The organism is Streptomyces amakusaensis, from assembly GCF_039532665.1.
In the GTDB taxonomy this organism is placed as follows: Bacteria; Actinomycetota; Actinomycetes; order Streptomycetales; family Streptomycetaceae; genus Streptomyces; species Streptomyces amakusaensis.
On the sequence record NZ_BAAASB010000009.1, the window covers coordinates 349,173 to 366,970 of the forward strand.

At 72.6% G+C, this 17,798-nt stretch carries 14 protein-coding genes; 7 read left to right on the plus strand and 7 right to left on the minus strand.

The genetic code is table 11. The features are described from left to right. Positions 1 to 21 precede the first annotated feature (21 nt). The gene (locus ABD371_RS18815) at positions 22 to 1,164 is read left to right on the plus strand and encodes an XdhC family protein (protein WP_344478372.1); all 1,143 of its coding nucleotides are present in this window, start codon (positions 22 to 24) and stop codon (positions 1,162 to 1,164) included. 28 nt (positions 1,165 to 1,192) lie between these two features. Here ABD371_RS18815 and ABD371_RS18820 read toward each other — a convergent pair whose 3' ends face one another. Continuing rightward, positions 1,193 to 1,921: a class I SAM-dependent methyltransferase gene (locus tag ABD371_RS18820; RefSeq protein WP_344478375.1), complete on the minus strand. Its 729-nt coding sequence runs from the start codon at positions 1,919 to 1,921 to the stop codon at positions 1,193 to 1,195. Positions 1,922 to 2,666: 745 nt separating this feature from the next. Here ABD371_RS18820 and ABD371_RS18825 point away from each other — a divergent pair. The 4 genes from ABD371_RS18825 to ABD371_RS18840 all read left to right on the plus strand — a co-directional run bounded on the left by ABD371_RS18825 (position 2,667) and on the right by ABD371_RS18840 (position 7,019). Continuing rightward, complete coding sequence (locus tag ABD371_RS18825; protein ID WP_344478378.1) at positions 2,667 to 3,329, plus strand: hypothetical protein; 663 nt, start codon at positions 2,667 to 2,669, stop codon at positions 3,327 to 3,329. A gap of 114 nt (positions 3,330 to 3,443) precedes the next feature. After that, positions 3,444 to 4,673 carry a hypothetical protein gene (locus ABD371_RS18830; RefSeq protein WP_344478381.1) on the plus strand — a complete coding sequence of 410 codons (1,230 nt, stop codon included), beginning with the start codon at positions 3,444 to 3,446 and terminating at the stop codon, positions 4,671 to 4,673. Next, on the plus strand, positions 4,670 to 6,262 hold the full coding sequence (locus ABD371_RS18835) for a substrate-binding domain-containing protein (RefSeq protein ID WP_344478383.1): 1,593 nt from the start codon (positions 4,670 to 4,672) through the stop codon (positions 6,260 to 6,262). The genes ABD371_RS18830 and ABD371_RS18835 overlap by 4 nt, the downstream gene beginning before the upstream one ends. Further along, entirely contained in the window at positions 6,246 to 7,019 is a 774-nt protein-coding gene (locus ABD371_RS18840; RefSeq protein ID WP_344478386.1) for a hypothetical protein, read from the plus strand. Before ABD371_RS18835 ends, ABD371_RS18840 begins: the two co-directional genes overlap by 17 nt. Positions 7,020 to 7,092: 73 nt before the next feature. Here the strand turns inward: ABD371_RS18840 and ABD371_RS18845 are convergent, their stop codons facing one another. From ABD371_RS18845 to ABD371_RS18860, 4 genes are all read right to left on the minus strand, one after another. Then, positions 7,093 to 7,716 (minus strand): isochorismatase family protein, encoded by a 624-nt coding sequence (locus tag ABD371_RS18845; protein WP_344478388.1) that lies wholly within the window; start codon positions 7,714 to 7,716, stop codon positions 7,093 to 7,095. 40 nt (positions 7,717 to 7,756) lie between these two features. Beyond that, on the minus strand, positions 7,757 to 9,475 hold the full coding sequence (locus ABD371_RS18850; RefSeq protein ID WP_344478391.1) for a (2,3-dihydroxybenzoyl)adenylate synthase: 1,719 nt from the start codon (positions 9,473 to 9,475) through the stop codon (positions 7,757 to 7,759). Continuing rightward, positions 9,472 to 10,626 carry an isochorismate synthase gene (locus ABD371_RS18855; RefSeq protein ID WP_381733974.1) on the minus strand — a complete coding sequence of 385 codons (1,155 nt, stop codon included), beginning with the start codon at positions 10,624 to 10,626 and terminating at the stop codon, positions 9,472 to 9,474. Before ABD371_RS18855 ends, ABD371_RS18850 begins: the two co-directional genes overlap by 4 nt. A gap of 154 nt (positions 10,627 to 10,780) precedes the next feature. Then, positions 10,781 to 11,602 (minus strand): 2,3-dihydro-2,3-dihydroxybenzoate dehydrogenase, encoded by an 822-nt coding sequence (locus tag ABD371_RS18860; protein ID WP_344478396.1) that lies wholly within the window; start codon positions 11,600 to 11,602, stop codon positions 10,781 to 10,783. A gap of 268 nt (positions 11,603 to 11,870) precedes the next feature. On the opposite strand from ABD371_RS18860, the gene ABD371_RS18865 reads away from it, so the two are divergent. Both ABD371_RS18865 and ABD371_RS18870 read left to right on the plus strand, forming a co-directional pair. After that, positions 11,871 to 12,920, plus strand: coding sequence for a FecCD family ABC transporter permease (locus ABD371_RS18865; protein WP_425575811.1), 1,050 nt, complete (start codon positions 11,871 to 11,873; stop codon positions 12,918 to 12,920). Then, positions 12,917 to 14,047: a FecCD family ABC transporter permease gene (locus ABD371_RS18870; protein ID WP_344478401.1), complete on the plus strand. Its 1,131-nt coding sequence runs from the start codon at positions 12,917 to 12,919 to the stop codon at positions 14,045 to 14,047. The genes ABD371_RS18865 and ABD371_RS18870 overlap by 4 nt, the downstream gene beginning before the upstream one ends. 17 nt (positions 14,048 to 14,064) lie before the next feature. On the opposite strand, the gene ABD371_RS18875 is transcribed toward ABD371_RS18870, so the two are convergent. Together ABD371_RS18875 and ABD371_RS18880 are read right to left on the minus strand one after the other, a co-directional pair. After that, positions 14,065 to 16,752: a helix-turn-helix transcriptional regulator gene (locus ABD371_RS18875; RefSeq protein ID WP_344478404.1), complete on the minus strand. Its 2,688-nt coding sequence runs from the start codon at positions 16,750 to 16,752 to the stop codon at positions 14,065 to 14,067. 206 nt (positions 16,753 to 16,958) lie between these two features. Beyond that, positions 16,959 to 17,795 carry a siderophore-interacting protein gene (locus ABD371_RS18880; protein WP_344478407.1) on the minus strand — a complete coding sequence of 279 codons (837 nt, stop codon included), beginning with the start codon at positions 17,793 to 17,795 and terminating at the stop codon, positions 16,959 to 16,961. Positions 17,796 to 17,798: the final 3 nt, after the last annotated feature.

The window sequence follows — 17,798 nt, forward strand, 5'->3', positions numbered from 1 at the left end:
GACAAGCGAGAGGAGACCGGCATGCTGGACATCGCCGACGAACTCAGCCGGTGGGTCCGCCAGGGCCGCTCCTTCGCCGTCGCCACGGTCGCCTCGGCCGAGGGCAGCGCGCCCCGCCCGCCGGGCGCGGCGCTGGCCGTGGACGACCGGGGGACGGTGATCGGCTCGGTCTCCGGGGGCTGTGTCGAAGGCGCGGTGTACGAACTGTGCCGGCGGGCCGTCGAGGACGGCCTCCCCGTGGTGGAGCGCTTCGGGCCCGGCGGCCAGGATCCCTTCGCCGCCGGACTGACCTGCGGCGGCACGGTCGAGGTCCTGGTCACCCCGGTCCTGGCCACGGGCGGCCCGGACCGGGGCGGCCAGGACCGGGTCCTCGCCGCCGCGCTGGCCGCCGCCGCCCGGGGCGAGGCGATCGCCCTCGCCCGGGTCACCGCCGGGCCCGCCGGACACACCGGCCGGGCCCTGCTGGTACGCCGGGACGGTTCGTACGAGGGCACCCTCGGCGCGGGCGGCGGGGCCGACCGGGCTGCGGCCGGCCGGGCCGGGGCGCTGCTGGCCGCCGGGCGCACCGGTCCCGTCACCGTCGGCACGGAGGGCGGCCACTGCGGCGCTCCGCTGACCCTGCTGGTGGAGTCCAGCGTCCCGGCCGCCCGGATGATCGTCTTCGGCGCGGTCGACTTCGCCGCGGCGCTGGCCCGTGTCGGGAGCTTCCTCGGCTACCGGGTCACCGTCTGCGACGCCCGCCCGGTCTTCGCGACCCGGGAGCGCTTCCCGGCGGCGGACGAGGTCGTCGTCGACTGGCCGCACCGCTATCTCGCCGCCACCGAGACCGACTCCCGCACGGCCCTGTGCGTACTGACGCACGATCCCAAGTTCGACGTTCCGCTCCTCGTCCACGCGCTGACCCTGCCCGTCGCCTACATCGGGGCGATGGGCTCCCGCCGCACCCACGAGGACCGCGAACGGCGGCTGCGCGCCGCCGGGGTCGGGGACGCGGCCCTCGCCCGGCTGCGCAGCCCCATCGGGCTGGACCTCGGGGCGCACACCCCCGAGGAGACGGCGCTGTCGATCGCGGCGGAGATCGTGGCCGACCGGCACGGCGGCAGCGGGGCCTCCCTGTCGGGGGCGAGCACCCCCATCCACCGGGGCCGGCCGGTACGGGCCTGAGCCGGGCCGGGCCGGGGCCGGGCCAGGGTCAGGCCGGTCTGCGGGCCAGCACCAGCCGGCAGCGCGGGCTGCCGTCCGGCCGCCGGCCCAGCTCCTCCAGCGGGCGCAGCTCCACCGAGAACCCGGCCCGGCGCAGCTCGCGGTGGACGTCGGCGAGCCGGAAGGTGCGGTAGTACATGACGAACGGCGGTCGCCACACCAGATTCCGCACCCGCATCGCGGCGTCGAACGCCCACAGCGCCAGATGGAGCCGGGAGCCGACCGGCGGGGGAGCGGGCAGCGGGAAGGCGAACAGACCGCCGGGGCGCAGTGCTTCGCGGATGCCGGCGAAGAGTCCGGGGCGTTCGGACGGCAGGAAGTGGCCGAACGCGCCGAAGCTGGTGACCAGGTCGAACGCGGGGGCGAAGGGCAGTTGGCGGGCGTCCGCCCGGACCCAGTGGACCGGTGGCCCGTCCGTGGCGGGCACGGTGGACCGGGCCCGGGCCAGCATGCCCGCGCTGAAGTCCACGCCGGTGACGCGCTCCGGGCAGAGCCCGCGCAGGGCGGCGACCCCCGCGCCCGTGCCGCAGCAGACATCGAGTCCGGAACGGAAGGGGCCGAGCGGCCCGAGGGCGCGCACCACCGGGCCGAGCACCTCTTCGGGGGTGCGGAAGGGGGTCGCGTCGAAGGTGGGCGCGAGGAGGTCGTAGCCGCGCTCGACCGAGGAGAGCGCCTGGACGGCGAGTTCGCGGGCGGTGGGTCCGGAGGGCGAGAACACCGGCTTCACAGTACTCTCCGGACTCTCCGGGCCGGGGGCCGCCGGGTCCGGACCGCGTCGGGCGTTGCACGACCAACTCCGGGACACGCCAAGGATCCGGCCTTTCTCCGAGTGGGTCGAAGCACGGAGGCAACCCTCGGGGTGGCGTCCGCGCGCCGGAGTGCGCCGGGGGCCGCGATCGGAGCCGTGCGGGCCATCAAGGCCGAGTGCCTGTCCGCCGGACAAACGGACAGACAGCTTCCGCTTGATTCGAGGGGGTCGGTTCCAGCCAGTTGGCACATGCTGATTCGGTAAACGATAAGCAAATGCGAACACTGAATCGAGCACGGGCGATACGTTCACCCCCATGAGTCCGACAGGGGTTCCTCGCCTCAGCACGGGCCGTGGCGCACCGCGCCCGGCCGCCCTCCGCCCGGCCGTCCGGCCGTCGCGGATCCCCGGCCGTCCGGCGACGGCTCCGGGGGCGGACTTCCCCCGGTGCCGATGGGAGTGCCCGAACCCCTGACGGCCCCGGCCCCGCTCGCGGGCCCCGGCCGCCGGCAGTCCCCGGAATTCCTTGTCTCCCGCGCATCCCATGGTGCTTCCCATGGCCATCCATGACAGTGAACCGGCACAACCCGGGACGAGTTCGGTGCCGGACGACGGTGTTCCGCCTCGCATTGGCGTCGCCGCTCAGTCCGGCCGTATGGTTCGGTAGCGCTGAATGTTCGGTCAGCAACACGTAGCGTTGACAGCAGGGACAGAAATGACCAACGAGCCGGCAATTCCCGCACAGCTGGGCAGGCCCGAGCGGATGTGGGAACGCGCCGTCGTCCTCGTACTGATCGCGGTCACCCGAACTGCGAGGCCCGCATTCCGTTTGACCGGCCGTGAGCTGTCCTGTTCGCATTCCAACGGCGGCTGGACCCTGACCCTGGAGCCGGAGGGGAAAGCCCTCTTCTACGGTCAGGACGTCGACTGCAGCGACACCACCTATCGGGGCGACAAGCCCGTCGATCTCCTGGCCACCGCGCCGCACTGGCTGCCGGCGGACCGGCTCAGGGAATTGAACGACAGCTATGAACTGGGCTATCTCTACTGGTGGGAGGAGGGCCGCTGGGGGCGCGCCCCCTATCCCGACTTCGTCGCCGACGACGGTCTGCTCGCCTCCTGCGACGGATACGCCGGAATCTTTGACGATCACTATCTGGCCGACAGCTTCGCGGCCGCCGGGTACCGGGACCGGGAGGCCGCCGCGCGCTTCGTCGCCCGGGTGGAGGCGGGCACGGTGAACGAGTCGGCGGTCAAGGATCTGATGGACTCGGCGACCGAGCCCGGCCCGCTGCCCAGGGAGTCCCGGCTGCCCTCCGCCCTGGAGTGGGCGGCCCGGCTGGGCGTCGCCGAGCGGATCGGTGCGGCCCGGACCTGACCGTGTTCGATCCGGACGGGAACCATCCACCGAGAACCGCCGTGTGAGTGTCTGAACGTAAGCCTGTTGGGGAAAAGGCTCCCTTGAAGTCGGGGGAGTCGAGGGGAGACAGCGGTGACCGCCGGAGACAGACCCGCCGCCGAGGAGCCGCGCCTCGCCCTGCGGCGAAGATCCGCGTCCGCGTGGTCACGGCGGGGCTTCCTCACCGTCTTCCTGCCGGCCCTGGCCCTCGTCCTCATCGGCGCGACCGCGCTCGGCACCTCGGGGAACGCGCTGCTGCCCTTCGAGCGCGTCATCACGCTGGAGGGCAAGATGGCCTCCAAGCGGGACTTCTTCGAGGACGAGAAGGTCCGGCGCATCCTGCTCAAGCACCACATCAGAATCCACATCACCAGCGTGGGTTCGCGCGAGGTCGCGATCAGGGATCTCGACGACTACGACTTTGTCTTTCCCTCCGGCCAGCCCGCCGGGGATCTCATCACCCGGGACCGCGCCGAGAAGAACGAATTCACCAGGATCTACCGGCCGTTCGTCAGCCCCATCGTGCTCGCCTCCTACCGGGAGTACGCCGAGGTGCTCGCGAAAGCGAGAATCGCCACCCCTCAGCCGGCCTCCGGCGGGAGCAGACCGCTCTACTACACCCTCGACATGGACGCGTTCCTCGACCTGATCGAGAAGAAACGCCAGTGGAACCACATCGGAATCAAAGATTTTGGAATCACCAATACCAATAGAATCCTCGCGCAGACCCCCGATGTCTGCACCGCCAACTCGGCCAGTACTTATCTCGCCCTGGTCGCCTTCACCCGGCGGGGCAAAGGCAGCGAGGTGCCGGAGAATCCGCGTGAGGCGGAGGAACGGGCCCATCGCATCAAACCCCTCATGGAACAGGGACTTCCGCACGCCGACGTCTTCCGTACCTATGTCTCCCCCGAGGGCAAGGGAGTCGCGCCGGTGGTGGTGGCCTACGAACACCAGTACCTCACCTATCAGGCGCACTACCTCGCCCGCTCGAAGAGGCTGGACCTCGAACGGGTACTGCTCTACCCGAAAAGCCAGTTCGTCACCCAGCCGCAGTTCATCGCGCTCAACAAGGACGGCGACCGGCTCGGCCAGCTGATCACCCAGGACCCCGAGCTGCGCAGACGCGCCATGGAACTCGGATTCCGCATCCTCGACCCCACCGGAGAGGTCGCGGGGGACCAGCTCACCGAATTCCTCCGGGAGACGGGCATCCCCGTCCCCTCGGTGGACAACGACACCCGCACCGCGATGCCCCGGCTCCGCCTCCTGGAGGACATGATCTCCATCATCGGGGACTGCACGGGCGAGGAGAGCGGATGACCCCCCGCCGTCCGGTCCCCCGCCGTCTGGTCGCCCTCCTCCTCGCCCTGCTGCTCCCGGCCGCCGCCTGCACCGCCGACGGCCCCGACGACCGGGTCACCCTGCGACTGCTGGCCTCCCCCGAACTCGCCGATCTCCGCCCCCTCCTCGACGAACTGCGCGAAGAGACCGGCATCGCCGTCGAGACCGATTTCCGGGGCACCGCCGACACCGACCGCGAACTCACCAGCCGGAAATCCCGCTACGACCTCGCCTGGCTCGCCTCCGACCGCTCCTTCCGGCTCAGACTCCGCGCCGTCGGCCACCGGGCCGAACCACCCCTGGCCACCGCCATCACCCGCTCCCCGGTCGTCGTCGGCATGCGGCCCGCCACCGCCGCCCGGCTGCGCGCGGAGAGCCCCGACCGGCAGATCTCCTGGGCCGACATGGCCGACGCGGCCGCCGCCGGAACCCTCGCCTTCGCCATGGCCGACCCCCGGCAGACCACCAGCGGACTCGCCGCCCTCGTCGGCGTGGCGACCGCCGCCGCGGGCACCGGAGGCGTCCTCCGTCCCGACGACGTCTCCTGCGACCGGCTGCGCGGCTTCTTCAGCGGCCACACCCTCACCGAGGAGTCACCGGCCCGGCTGGCCGCCCGCTTCACCGAGCGCCAGGACACCCTGGACGCCCTGATCACCCACGAGTCCGAACTGCTCGCCCTCAACGCGACGGGAAAGCTCCGCACCCCCCTGGAGATCGTCTACCCCAAGGACGGCATGATGCTCTCCGACCACCCGCTCCTCCTCCTCGACCCGGCCAAACGCGCCGCGTACGACCGGGTGGCGGAATGGCTGAAGAGCGAACCCGTACAGCGCCGGATCATGGAACGCACCATGCGGCGGCCCATCGATCCCGCCCTGGAGCGCATCCCCAGCCTGCGCCGGTCCATCGGCAACGCCCTCTACTTCCCCGACCGGCGGCACGTGGTCGACCGGCTGCTCGCCGACTACGGGGATCCGCGCCGCCCGCGCCCCGCCCAGGTGCTGTTCCTGCTCGACTTCTCCGGGTCGATGCGCGGCGAGCGCGCCGCGCAGGTGCGCGCCGCCTTCAAGGGGCTCAGCGGCGCGGACGATTCGCGATCGGGAAGGTTTCTCCGCTTCCACCGGGGCGAGACGGTCACCGTGCTCCGCTTCGGCGGAAAGGTGCTCGACGAGCGGACCGTGACCTACCGGGACGACCGCGATCCGGCCCGGCTGCGCGCCCTGGTCGCCTCCGAGGAGTTCGACGGGAGGACCGCCATCTGGTCGGGGCTCGACCACGCCTACCGCACGGCCGCCCGGATCCTGCGCGACCACCCGGAACGCCGGCTCTCCATCGTGCTGATGACGGACGGCCGGAACAACGCGGGCATCGGCCTGGACACCTTCCTCGACCGGCACCGGGAACTCCCGCCACGGGCGAGGGCGGTACGCACCCACACCGTCCGCTACGGCGAGGCCGACGCCGGTGAACTCGCCCGCGCCGCCCGGGCGACGGGCGGCCGGCTCGCCGACGCGGCCGGCCGGCCCGTCCTCGCCGCCTTCAAGGAGATCCGTGGCTGTGCTGACTGAGGAGTGGTGGAGCGTCTGGTGGCCCTGGATGCTGCTGTGGCTGCTGACCGCCGCCGGCGCGCTGACGCTGCTGCTGACGCCGGTCCTCTTCCTGCGGGCCCGCCGCCGCGCCGGCGACCGGAAACTCACGTACAGCATCTGCTTCTATCTGCACGACCGGTCCGTGATGGACCACTACCAGATGCGCAACTACACGGCGGCGCTGCGCAAAGAGGTCGAGCAGCGGACCAGCGACAGCAACGACGGCAATGTCCGGGCCACCGTCTTCGGGGTGAGCGCGGGCGGAGGCAAGCGCGACAACAAGGAGATCGTCAGCAGATATCTCGAAGTCGCCGAGCCGATCTCGGTCATCGGGGTGATCATCGATGTGCTGGAGGCCAAGGACGTCATCGTCCATGTCGACCTCGTGAACCAGACCGTCCGCCGCAATGCCGCCCTGGCCAACGCGCTCTCCCTCCAGGGCCGTCCGGGGCCCGGGCCGAGGACCGCGCGGCTGCGGGACATCGAGGACTTCGTGCTGATCAGGGGCCGCTTCCGCAAGATCAGCGAATCGCCGGAGTCCACCGTTCTGCTGGCCCCCTACGGCGATCCGGACGACCCCTCCCGGGGCCCGCGCGTCCGGGTCGTCTGCGCCACGGAGGGCCTGCGCGACGAGGTCCCCGGGGGCGCGTTCTCGGCCCGCTGCCTCGGCAAGGTCCAGGACTGGAACGCGGCGGACCAGACCCTGGAGGTCCAGGCCGTGGCGATCTTCCGCTGACCCGGCCGGGCGTTCCGGTGCCGCGCCCCGGCGCGCGGCACCGGTGTACGGGGCGGTGCCGGAAGACCCGGTGTCAGAAGACCCGGTCGGTGGTGAGCACCCGGGCGCAGCGGCCCGCCGCCCACTCCAGCGCCATCCTGTGCTCCCGCTCCGAGAAGTCCGCGACGGCGTCCGCGACCAGGAAGGCCTGGATGTCGCGCATCCAGGCGTCGCACGCCGTCATCATGACCCCGATGTGCGCGTACACACCGGTGACGATCAGCTGGTCCCGCCCCTGCTCGCGCAGCCGCTCCAGCAGATCGGTCCGGATGAACGCGCTGTACTTCCACTTCGTCAGCACGGTGTCCCCGGGGCCGGGTGCCACGGCCTCCGCGATGGCCGCCGCGTGCGCGTCGTCCGGCAGTCCGGGGCCCCAGAAGTCCTGTTGCAGACCGCGCTCGGCCGCCGTCTGACCGCCCGGCTGGGCGGTGTAGACGACGGGCACTTTGAGCCGGTCTGCCTCCTTGCGGAGCAGGGAGACATGGTGCAGCAGCGTGGTCACCGGCTCGGTGTGCTCGCCGAACGCCGACAGGAAGTAGTTCTGGAGATCGTGCACAAGCAGCACCGCGCGGTCCGGGTCCACCTCCCAGTCGACCCGCCCGGCGGGCAGTTCGTCCGGCCGGGGCATCGAGTAGGGGGCGATGGCGGGCAGAGCCATGGAAATTCCGTTTCCGTGCGGGTGGTGGGCGTGTTCGGAGCTAAGCGGTGGTGGCGGGGGCGGGCGCGGTCGCGCGCAGGTCCTTCTTGGACACCTTGCCGACTCCCGTCTTGGGGAAGACGTCGACGAACACCACCCGGTCCGGCACCTTGTAGGCGGCCAGTCCGCGTTCCCTCACGAACTTCTTCACGGCGGGTGCGCGCAGCGGATCCGCGCCCGGCCGGAGGATGATGTACGCGCAGGTGCGCTCGCCCAGATAGGGATCGGGTTCGGCGACCACATTGGCGTCGTGGACGGCGGGGTGCGCGAGGATGTGGTTCTCCACCTCCTCGGCCGCGATCTTCTCACCGCCCCGGTTGATCTGGTCCTTGGCACGGCCCTCGACGATCAGATGGCCCGTCGCGGTGAGCCGGACGATGTCCCCGGTGCGGTAGAAGCCGTCCTCGGTGAAGGAGCGGGCGTTGTGCTCGGGGGCCTTCCAGTAGCCGCGGATGGTGTACGGGCCCCGGGTCAGCAGATGCCCGGTCTCGCCCACCGGCAGATCGTTGTCCTCGTCGTCCACGACCCGGATCTCGTCGTCGGGGGAGATCGGACGGCCCTGGGTGGTGACGACGGTCTCGTTCGGGTCGTCGAGCCTGGTGTAGTTCACCAGGCCCTCCGCCATCCCGAAGACCTGCTGGAGCGCGCAGCCCAGCGCCGGGCGGATCCGGCGGGCCGTCTCCTCGCTGAACTTCGCCCCGCCCACCAGCAGTACGGAGAGACTGCTCAGGTCGTACGCCGAGCGCGGCGCGGCCTCCGTCCACACCAGCGCGAGCGGCGGGACCACTCCGGTGATGGTGACGCCCTCGGACTCGATCAGCCGGAAGGCCTCGTCGGGGACCGGGCTGGGGCAGAGCACCACGCGCCCGCCCGCGTAGAGCGTGCCGAGCGAACCGGGGGAGGAGAGCGGGAAGTTGTGCGCGGCGGGCAGTACGCAGAGGTAGACGCTGTGCTCGTCCACGGCGCAGATCTCGTTGGAGCCGCGCAGTGAGTAGATGTAGTCGTCGTGGGTGCGCGGGATGAGCTTGGGCACGCCCGTGCTGCCGCCGGAGAGCTGGAGGAACGCCAGCTCGTGCGGGGCGGGTTCGGGCAGGAAGACCGGCTCGGCGGGGACCTCGGCGAGGCGTTCAAAATCTCCGGCGTCGTCCCCGCAGACGAAGACGTGCTTGAGGGCGGGGACCTCGGCGCGGGCCGTCGCGGCCAGCTCCCGGTAGTCGAATCCGTCGTGCACGGCGGGGATCACATAGGCGACGGCCTCGGTGAAGGAGCAGAAGTAGACGATCTCGCTCCTGCGGTGCGCGGGCAGCGCGAAGACCGGCAGCGCCCCGAGCCGGAAGAGCGCGAAGACCACTTCGAAGAACTCGGCGGTATTGGGCAGCTGGACGACGACCTTGTCGCCCCGGCCGATGCCGCGGGCGGCGAAGCCGGCGGCCATCCGGTCGGCGCGCCGGTCGAGTTCGCCGTAGCTCCAGGCGCGCCGCCCGCCGTCGGGGCCGCCGGTGGGGTCGACCACGGCGATCCGGTCGGGGTGGGCGTTGGCCCGCTCGCTCAGCATCTCCCCGAAGGTCTCCCCGCGCCACCAGCCCGCGGCCCGGTAGCGGGCGGCGAACTCCTCGGGCCAGGTGGGCGCTTCGGAGGGTGCGGGCCGGTGCCCGGAGGGGGGTTCCCCGGGGCCTGCGGTGGTTCCCGGGGCGCTCGCCCCGGCCGGATCGATGCTCACAGCTCTGCTCCCACAGCGTTCAGGAAGGTACGGAACTTCGCGGCCGTCTCCCGGGTCTCCGCGTCGGGCTCGGAGGCGGCGACCACCCCGGCCCCGGCGTAGAGCCGCAGGGTGCGCTCCTCGGCCTCGGCGCAGCGGATGGTGACGACCCATTCGCCGTCGCCGGCCGCGTCGCCCCAGCCGACCACGCCGGTGAAGAAGCCCCGGTCGAAGGGTTCGGTCTCACGGATCACGGTGCGGGCCAGTGCGGTGGGGGTGCCGCAGACGGCGGGCGTGGGGTGCAGCGCGCAGGCGATTTCGAGCGCCGAGACCCCGGGGTCGTCCAGCTTCCCGGTGACGGTCGTCGACAGATGCCACATGGTGGCGGTGCGGATCAGGGTGGGGCGGGCCGGCACCTCGATGGACGAGCAGTAGGGGGCCATGCCCTGGTGCACCGCGTCCACGACGACGGCGTGCTCGTGCAGGTCCTTGGCCGACTGGAGGAGGGCGGCGGCGCGGCGCACGTCCTCGGCGAGGTCGGGGCTGCGCGGGGTGGAGCCGGCGAGCGGGTTGGAGACCAGCCGGTCGCCCCGGCGGGAGACCAGCAGCTCGGGGCTGGCCCCCAGCAGGGTGCGGCCGGGGGCCGTCGGCAGCGCGAAGGTGTAGCCGGAGGGGTCCCGGCGGGCGAGCCGGTCCAGCAGTCCGGGGATGTCGAGGGGGTCGCGGCCGGTCAGCGCGAGGGTGCGGGCCAGGACGACCTTGCTGAACTCGCCCTGCCACATGCGGTCGACGGCCGAGGCCACGCCCTTGGCGTACTCCTCGGGGGCCGGCTCGGGCCGGATCTCCCAGCCGCCCGGGGGCGGGCTCCCGGCGGGGAGGGCGATCAGCGGGTCGGCGGAGAGCGGCGGCCCGGTGCGCACGACCTCGGGGATCACCAGCGCCGGGGCGGCCGACTGGTCGAAGGGGATCGCCCCGATCACCATGGACGAGGGCGAGCCGGCGAGGGCGGCGGCGACCCGGTGGGCGACGGGGCCGTCGCCCTCGGGTATGGAGCGCCGCACTCCGTGCGCCAGCAGGGTGCGGGTGGGGGTGGCGATGAAGCGGTCGTCGGGGCGGTAGGCGTCGAGAAGTGCGGTGGCCGCTCCCACGGCGGGGTGCGCCGGGTCGTCCATCGCGCGGTGTGCAGCGACTTGGTGGGCAGCCGTCGACACGGTGACTCCTCTGTTCGAAGTGCGGGGGCGGGGCGGTGCGAGGGGCGGTACGAAGATGAGGCGCGGGTGGTGCGGGGGGCCGGGAGGCGCTCGCCCCGGCGTCCCTCCGGGCGGGTCAGCGCAGGGTCGCTCCGCCGTCCACGTACAGGTCGTGCATGGTGATCTGCCGGGCCCGGTCGGAGGCGAGGAAGACCACGGCGTCCGCGATGTCCTCGGGCGCGGCGATCCGGCCGAGCGGGATGCCGGTGCGGTACGCCGTCGGCGAGGGGTCGCCGTCGATGACGCGGGCGGGGGCCGACTCGTCGGTCCACAGCGCGCGTTGCATCGGGGTGTCGGTGGAGCCGGGGGCGACCACATTGCAGCGGATGCCGTCACGGGCGCTCTCCAGGCCCAGACACTTGGTGAACATCACGGCCGCGGCCTTGGAGGCGGCGTAGGCGGCCATCCTGGGGCGGGGGATGCCCGCGGCGTTCGACGCCACGGTGACCACACAGCCGGAGCGGCGCGGGGTCATCCGGGCGACCACGGCCCGGGAGAGATGGAAGACGCCGGTGGTGTTGACGGCGAAGGTGTCCGCCCAGTCCCGGTCGGTCATCTCCAGCACGGTGGCCGGGCGCAGCACGCCCGCCACGTTCACCAGGGTGTCCACGGGGCCGAGTTCGCGCTCGACCCGGGCCACGGTGGCCTCGACGGCGTCCGCGTCGGTGACATCGAGCGGATAGGCCGTCACCCGTCCGGCGGCCGGACGGCGGCCGGTCTCCGCGGCCAGCGCGGAGGCGACGCCGGAGACGGCTTCGGCGTCCCTGTCGGTCGCGGCGACCGTGGCGCCCAGCGCGGCGAGCGCGCGTGTCACCGCCGCGCCGATGCCTTGTCCGGCACCGGTGACGAGCGCCACACGTCCGGTGAACTCTCCGCCGGACGTTCTGTGGTCGGGCATGAGCAAACCTCCTCATTCTTAGGTGAGCCTAACCTAAGTTCAGCCATTGGCCCACCCTCGCCCCCCGGGGGCTCCGGAGGCGAACTGGCGGAAGGCCGTGAGGACTTCTCCCGATCTACTTAAGATAGGCTTACCTTAGTTCTTTTCAGGTGAGGCCGTGATCGGTTCCCTGTACCCAGAGGGAGAAGGTGAAGTGGCCACGGTCCCCTCGCGCGACAGCGCGACCGGGCCCCGGAGTCCCCAGGACGCCCCGGGCCCGCAGAAAACCATCGGCGCACCACGGCCCCCCGGCCCCCCGGCCGGGCCCTCCGCCGTACGCAGGGGCGCGGCGATACGGCTCACCGGACTCCTGGTGGGCTGCGCCGTGCTGCTGCTGATGATCGTCCTCAGCATCTCGCTGGGAGCCAAGTCCATCCCCTTCGGCGATGTCGTCGAAGGGCTGCTCGACCCGGACGGCTCCGAGAACGCGGTCATCGTCCAGGACTACCGGCTCACCCGGACCCTGCTCGGCATCGTCGTCGGCATCGGACTCGGCCTCTCCGGCGCGGTCATGCAGGCCCTGACCCGCAACCCGCTCGCCGACCCCGGGCTCCTCGGCATCGAGTCCGGCGCGTCCGCCGCCGTCGTCGTCGCCATCGGCGGCTTCGGGATCACCTCCCTCCTCGGCTACGTCTGGTTCGCGTTCGCCGGAGCCGTGGTCGTCGCCGTCGTCGTCTACATCCTGGGCACCTCCGGCCGGGGGGCCGCCAGTCCCGTCCGCCTCGTCCTCGCCGGAACCGCCGTCAACGCCTCGCTGATCGCCGGGATCACCGCCATCACCTTCCTCGACGACGAGGCCTTCGGCGAACTGCGGATGTGGGCCGTCGGCACCCTCGCCGGACGGGAGGGGGCCGTGCTCGGACAGGTCGCGCCCTTCCTGATCGCCGGCGCGCTGATCGCCCTCTCGCTGAGCGGCTCCCTCAACGCGCTCGCCCTCGGCGACGAGGCCGGCAAGGCCCTCGGCGCGCGGGTGGTGCGCACCCGGGTCCTCGGAGTCCTCTCCATCACCCTGCTCTGCGGGGCAGCCACGGCCGCGATCGGACCCGTCGGCTTCGTCGGCCTGATCGTGCCCCATGTGGCCCGGCTCATCACCGGACCCGACCACCGCTGGATCCTCGCCCACTGCGTCGTCCTCGCACCCGTCCTGCTCCTCGGGGCCGATGTCCTGGGCCGTCTGGTGGTGCGCCCCGACGAACTGGCCGTCGGCATCGTCACCGCCGCCATCGGCGCACCGGTCCTCGTCGCCCTCGTCCGTACGCGCAAGGTGCCCCAGCTATGAGCACTGACTCCCTGACGAAAACACCCGTCGAGAACCCCGGACCCACCGCCCCGCCCCCGTCCGGGGCCCCGCTCACGGCCCGGCGGCTCGTGCCCGGCTGGCGGCTGCGGCTGGCCGGCGGCCGGATCGCGCTGCGGCTGCCCCAACGGCCGCTGGTCACCGGATTCGCCCTGCTGGCCGCGGTGCTCACGGTCTCCGTGCTGGCGCTGGGCACCGGAGACTTCACCGTCTCGCCGCCCGATGTCGTACGCGCCCTCACCGGTGCGGGCACCACCGCCACCGACTATGTCGTCAACACCCTGCGGCTGCCCCGCCTGCTCGTCGGCATCGTCGTCGGCGCGGCCCTCGGAATGAGCGGCGCGGTCTTCCAGAGCCTCGCCCGCAACCCCCTCGGCAGCCCCGACATCATCGGCTTCGAGACGGGCGCGGCCACCGGCGCGCTCCTCCAGCTCCTGATCTTCGGCGGCGGCCCGTTCGCCGTCGCCGTCAGCGCCGTACTCGGCGGCCTCGGCACCGCGCTGGCGGTCTACGCCCTCTCGTACAAACGGGGTGTCCAGGGCTACCGCCTGATCCTCGTCGGCATCGCGGCGGGCGCGCTGCTCAGCTCGGTGAACTCCTATCTGATGATCAAGGCCTCGCTGGACGAGGCGCAGGCCGCCGCCGTCTGGCTCACCGGCTCGCTCAACGGCCGGGGCTGGGACCAGCTCGCCCCCGCGCTCATCGCCGTCGCCGTCCTCGTCCCCGCCGTGCTGCTGCTCGGCCCGCACCTGCGGATGATGGAGGCCGGGGACGCCTCCGCCAAGTCCCTCGGGGTGCCGGTGGAGCGCTCCCGGCTGGCCCTGGTCGTCCTGGCCGTACTGCTCTGCGCCACCGCCACGGCCGCCGCCGGCCCGATCGCCTTCGTCGCCCTGGCCGCACCCCAGCTCGCCCGCAGGCTCACCCGCAGCGCCGGAGTGACCCTCGTACCCGCCGCGCTGATGGGCGCGCTGCTGCTGATCGCCGGCGACTTCGCGGCCCAGCGGGTCATGGCCCCCATCCAGCTCCCCGTCGGCATCATGACGGCCGCCATCGGCGGTCTCTATCTGATGTGGCTGCTCACCCACGAATGGCGGGCGGGCCGCCGCTAGAGAGTGCCCGAAGCCCCTCAATTGCTGGTGAGCAGCCGTGAGGTGAGCTGGGCCCGGCGGCTGACGCCGAGTTTGCGGTAGGCGTGGGTCAGATGGGTCTCCACGGTACGGCGGGCGAGATGCAGCGAGTCCCCTATCTGGGCGTTGGTCAGCCCGCGCGCCGCGAGGTCCACGATGCGGCGCTCCGCGTCGGTCAGCGAGCCCACCCCGTTCGGGGTGCGGCGCACCGCGCGGGCGTCGACCAGGGCGAGCGCCTCCTCGGCGGCGCGCACCAGCCTCGGCAGCGGGGGATGTTCGGCCGACGGCCGCTGGGCCGTGCGGTACGCCTCGCGGAGCGTCTCCCGGCCCTTGCGGGCCCTGCCCTGCTCGATCTGCGCCCGGCCCAGGTCGAGCAGGGCCTCGGTCAGCTCCACGACGGCGGGGGAGACCCGCAGCAGCGCCACCGCCTCCCCGAGGGCCTCCAGGCCGCGCCGGCCGCCCACCGCCCTGGCCCGGGCGTGCAGGGCCCGGCCCACCACCCGGGGCGTGCCCCAGGAGCGCGCGTACCGCAGCTCCTCGTCGGCGAGGGCCACCGCCTCGGCGGGCCGCCCCAGGGCGATCAGGGCGTGTGCCGCGCCCGAGCGCCAGGGCTGGGCGACCGGGCTGTGGAAGTTGCGGTGCAGCATCCGCGCGCCGCAGGCCCGGTAGTCGTCGAGGGCCTCCTCCCAGCGGGACTCGCCCGCGTACAGCCGGGCCCTGGTGCAGAGCAGATCGTCCCAGGGCCAGCCGTCGTTGGAGGACTCCGAACCGGCCCGCGCCAGCAGCTGCCACGCGGTGTCCGGCCGGCCCAGCTCGAAATGGGCCAGCGAGAGGGTGGCGAGCAGATGCGGGAACTGCACCCCCCGGTCGAGCGAGGCGTGCAGCACCGGTTCGTACTCGTCGATGACCTGCTGGAAGCGGCCGGCCCACAGACTCGCGGTGGCCCGCGCGCCGACCAGGAACTGATGCCCCACATCGGTGAGATCGGGGAGTTCCGGCGCCTCCGGCAGACCGCGCACGGTGAGCGCGCGGGCCTCGTCCAGCCGGTCCGCCCACTGGAGCAGCGAGGCCGCCGAGCCGAGCCACCCCGATCTCAGCAGCGGATCGACCGGGCCGGACAGCCGGGCCGTGACCCGGGCGACGGCCCGGTGGGCGGAGAGATTCCCCGCCCCGGCGTCGTACGCGGTGAGCAGCCCGCAGACCAGCGGTTCGAGCGCGGCGGGCGTCTCGTCGGCCAGGGTGCGCAGCTCCTCGACCGCGTAACGCCACTGCTGGGGATCGTGGATGGCGATACCGGCGGCGACGATCTTGGTGGTCTGGATCAGCCGTGAGTCCTGCGAGCGCTCGCTCACCTCCCGGAGCACCCGCAGCGCCGGATCGATATGTCCGCAGGCGACGAGCGCGCCGGAGAGCGCCGAGGCCACGGTGAGCCGGTCGGGCCCGTCGGCGTGCTGGAGTTCGCGCCGGATCCTGCGGGTGCCCGCCTCGGCGGAGCGGAACAGCTCCAGCGAGCCGAGCCGGCAGGCCAGCGTGGTCCGGTGATCGGCGCTGAGCGGCCCGCCGATGGCCCGGCGCAGCAGCTGCACCGCCCGGTCCGTGCTGCCCTCGCGCAGCGCCTGGCCGGCCGCCTGCTCCAGGGCGAGCGGCATCCACTCCTCGCCGATCTTCGGCAGTTGGGCGAGCTGGGCCGCGACCGCGGTGGCGCTCGCGCCGCGTTCGTAGAGCTGGCGGGCGGCGCGCAGCCGCAGCGGGCCCAGTTCGGCGTCGGCCGCGCCCGCCAGTACCGCCTCCCGGGCCAGCGGCACGGTGAGCAGCCGCTCCAGCGAGGGGCCGTTGCGCAGCACTTCGGCCTGGCGGCCCGGGGCCAGGCCGGTCATGCCCGCGAGGAGGGCGGTGTCCGGGTGGGACACCGAGCCGGGGGCGAGCAGCAGCGCCAGGGCGAGCGCGGTGTCGCGGCGACCGGGTAAAGAACCGGCGTTCAGCCAGCGGGTCATGGCGTCGCGGTAGCGGGTGCCCGCCAGTTCGTCCAGGCTCCGGGGGGCCGGTCCCGGCGGCAGATCGGCGAGGAGGGCGTGCAGCAGCTTCGGGCTTCCGGCGCTCGCGCGGGCGCACAGCCGGGCCGTCTCCGGGCCGTGCCCGTGGGCGGCGGCGAGCTGCGCCACCGCCGTGTCGCTGAGCGGCGCGAGCGACATCTCCTGCCCGGTGGCCCCGGGCAGGCCGTCGATGTCCAGGGACGGCGAGCCGGAGAGCAGCAGCAGCACGGGGAGCCGGCCGATTCGGCGGGTGAGATAGCGCAGCCAGCGGAAGGAGGTGTCGTCGGCGTGCTGAGCGGCCTCCACGACGAGCAGCGCGGGCCCCTGGGCGGCCAGTTCGTCCGTCAGACCGTGGAAGATCCGCTGCCGTTCCTCGGCGAACACCGGGCTGGCGAAGGGCAGGGTGGCGGCCTCCGGGAAGAGCTGTCGCAGTACGCCGAAGGGGAAGTCCGTCTCCTGGGGGCAGCCGCGGGCATGGCTGACCCGCATGCCGTTCGCCCGGGCGCGCCGTACCGCCTCCGCCACACAGGAGGTGAGGCCCATCCCGGTGGTGCCCCGCAGCAGCAGCCACCGTCCGTGACCGGCCAGGGCCGACGCGCCCGCCTGCGCGACCGCCGTGAGTTCCGCATCCCGTTCGAGCAGACTGTGCTCCACTGCGCCCCCTGTCCGAGTCCGCCGTACTGCTTACGGACTGTTCCGCGAGCCGAGCGGATAATCATGATCGAATGGAATGTTGTCACTTTCTCAGAACCCATTGACATTCGAAATGACGACAAAGCGCAGGATACCGGATGAATCGCCGGGATTGGCGGATGAGTTCGGCCACGGCTTCCGGGGGCGGAAACCGTGGCCGATGTGGATCAGTCGTCCTCGTCCTCGGGCTCGTGGTGGTCGAGGTTGACGATTCCGCGCTTCCAGAACCCGTCCACATCCGTGTACTCACGGTTGAGACCGAGGTCCTTGTGGAGGTGGCGGCGGATGGGCTTCAGCTCGCCCGCCTCGCCCGCGATCCAGATGAACGGGTCGCCGGGGAGGAACTCGACCCCCTTGACGGCCTTCTCCATCAGGTCGCCCTCGCCGTGCGCGAGTCCGTCGCGGTGCAGCCAGACGATCTCGGCGTCGGCCCGGGTGTCGATCGGGTGCTCCTCGGCCGCGTCGTCCACCAGCAGGAACACCTTCGCGGGCACGCCCTCCGGCAGCTCCTCCAGCATCCGGCAGATGGCGGGGATCGCGGTCTCGTCGCCCGCGAAGAGGTACCAGTCGAACACCCACGGCACCATGATGGAGCCGCGCGGCCCGGCCACCCCGATCTTCTGGCCCGGCGCGGCCTGCTCGGCCCAGACGGAGGCCACGCCCTTGCCGTGCAGCACGAAGTCCAGGTCCAGTTCGCCGGCCTCGGCGTCGTAGCGGCGGGTGGTGTAGTCCCGCGAGACCGGGAAGGGGGGCTCGGTCGGGAACTCCAGGCCGTCGCCGTCGTCCGCGACCCGCGGCAGCACGGGGAGTTCGGCGCCCGGCTCGGGGAAGAAGCACTTCACATGATCGGCGGGGGAGCGGTCGACGAACCCCGCCAGCTCGGGCCCGCCCAGGGTCACCCGGACCATCCGGGGGGTGGGCCGGGTGACGCGCAGGACCTCCAGCGTACGGACCGCTATGTCGTGGTAGACGACCTCGATGTCCGGCAGATTCCTGGTTTCCACGGT

What these genes read in the sequence shown, in the direction of transcription:
- ABD371_RS18825 (WP_344478378.1), top strand. Translation starts at nt 2,667, where the DNA reads ATGACCAACGAGCCGGCAATTCCCGCACAGCTGGGCAGGCCCGAGCGG.
- ABD371_RS18815 (WP_344478372.1), top strand. Translation starts at nt 22, where the DNA reads ATGCTGGACATCGCCGACGAACTCAGCCGGTGGGTCCGCCAGGGCCGC.
- ABD371_RS18855 (WP_381733974.1), bottom strand. Translation starts at nt 10,626, where the DNA reads ATGGACGACCCGGCGCACCCCGCCGTGGGAGCGGCCACCGCACTTCTC.
- ABD371_RS18860 (WP_344478396.1), bottom strand. Translation starts at nt 11,602, where the DNA reads ATGCCCGACCACAGAACGTCCGGCGGAGAGTTCACCGGACGTGTGGCG.
- ABD371_RS18835 (WP_344478383.1), top strand. Translation starts at nt 4,670, where the DNA reads ATGACCCCCCGCCGTCCGGTCCCCCGCCGTCTGGTCGCCCTCCTCCTC.
- ABD371_RS18845 (WP_344478388.1), bottom strand. Translation starts at nt 7,716, where the DNA reads ATGGCTCTGCCCGCCATCGCCCCCTACTCGATGCCCCGGCCGGACGAA.
- ABD371_RS18870 (WP_344478401.1), top strand. Translation starts at nt 12,917, where the DNA reads ATGAGCACTGACTCCCTGACGAAAACACCCGTCGAGAACCCCGGACCC.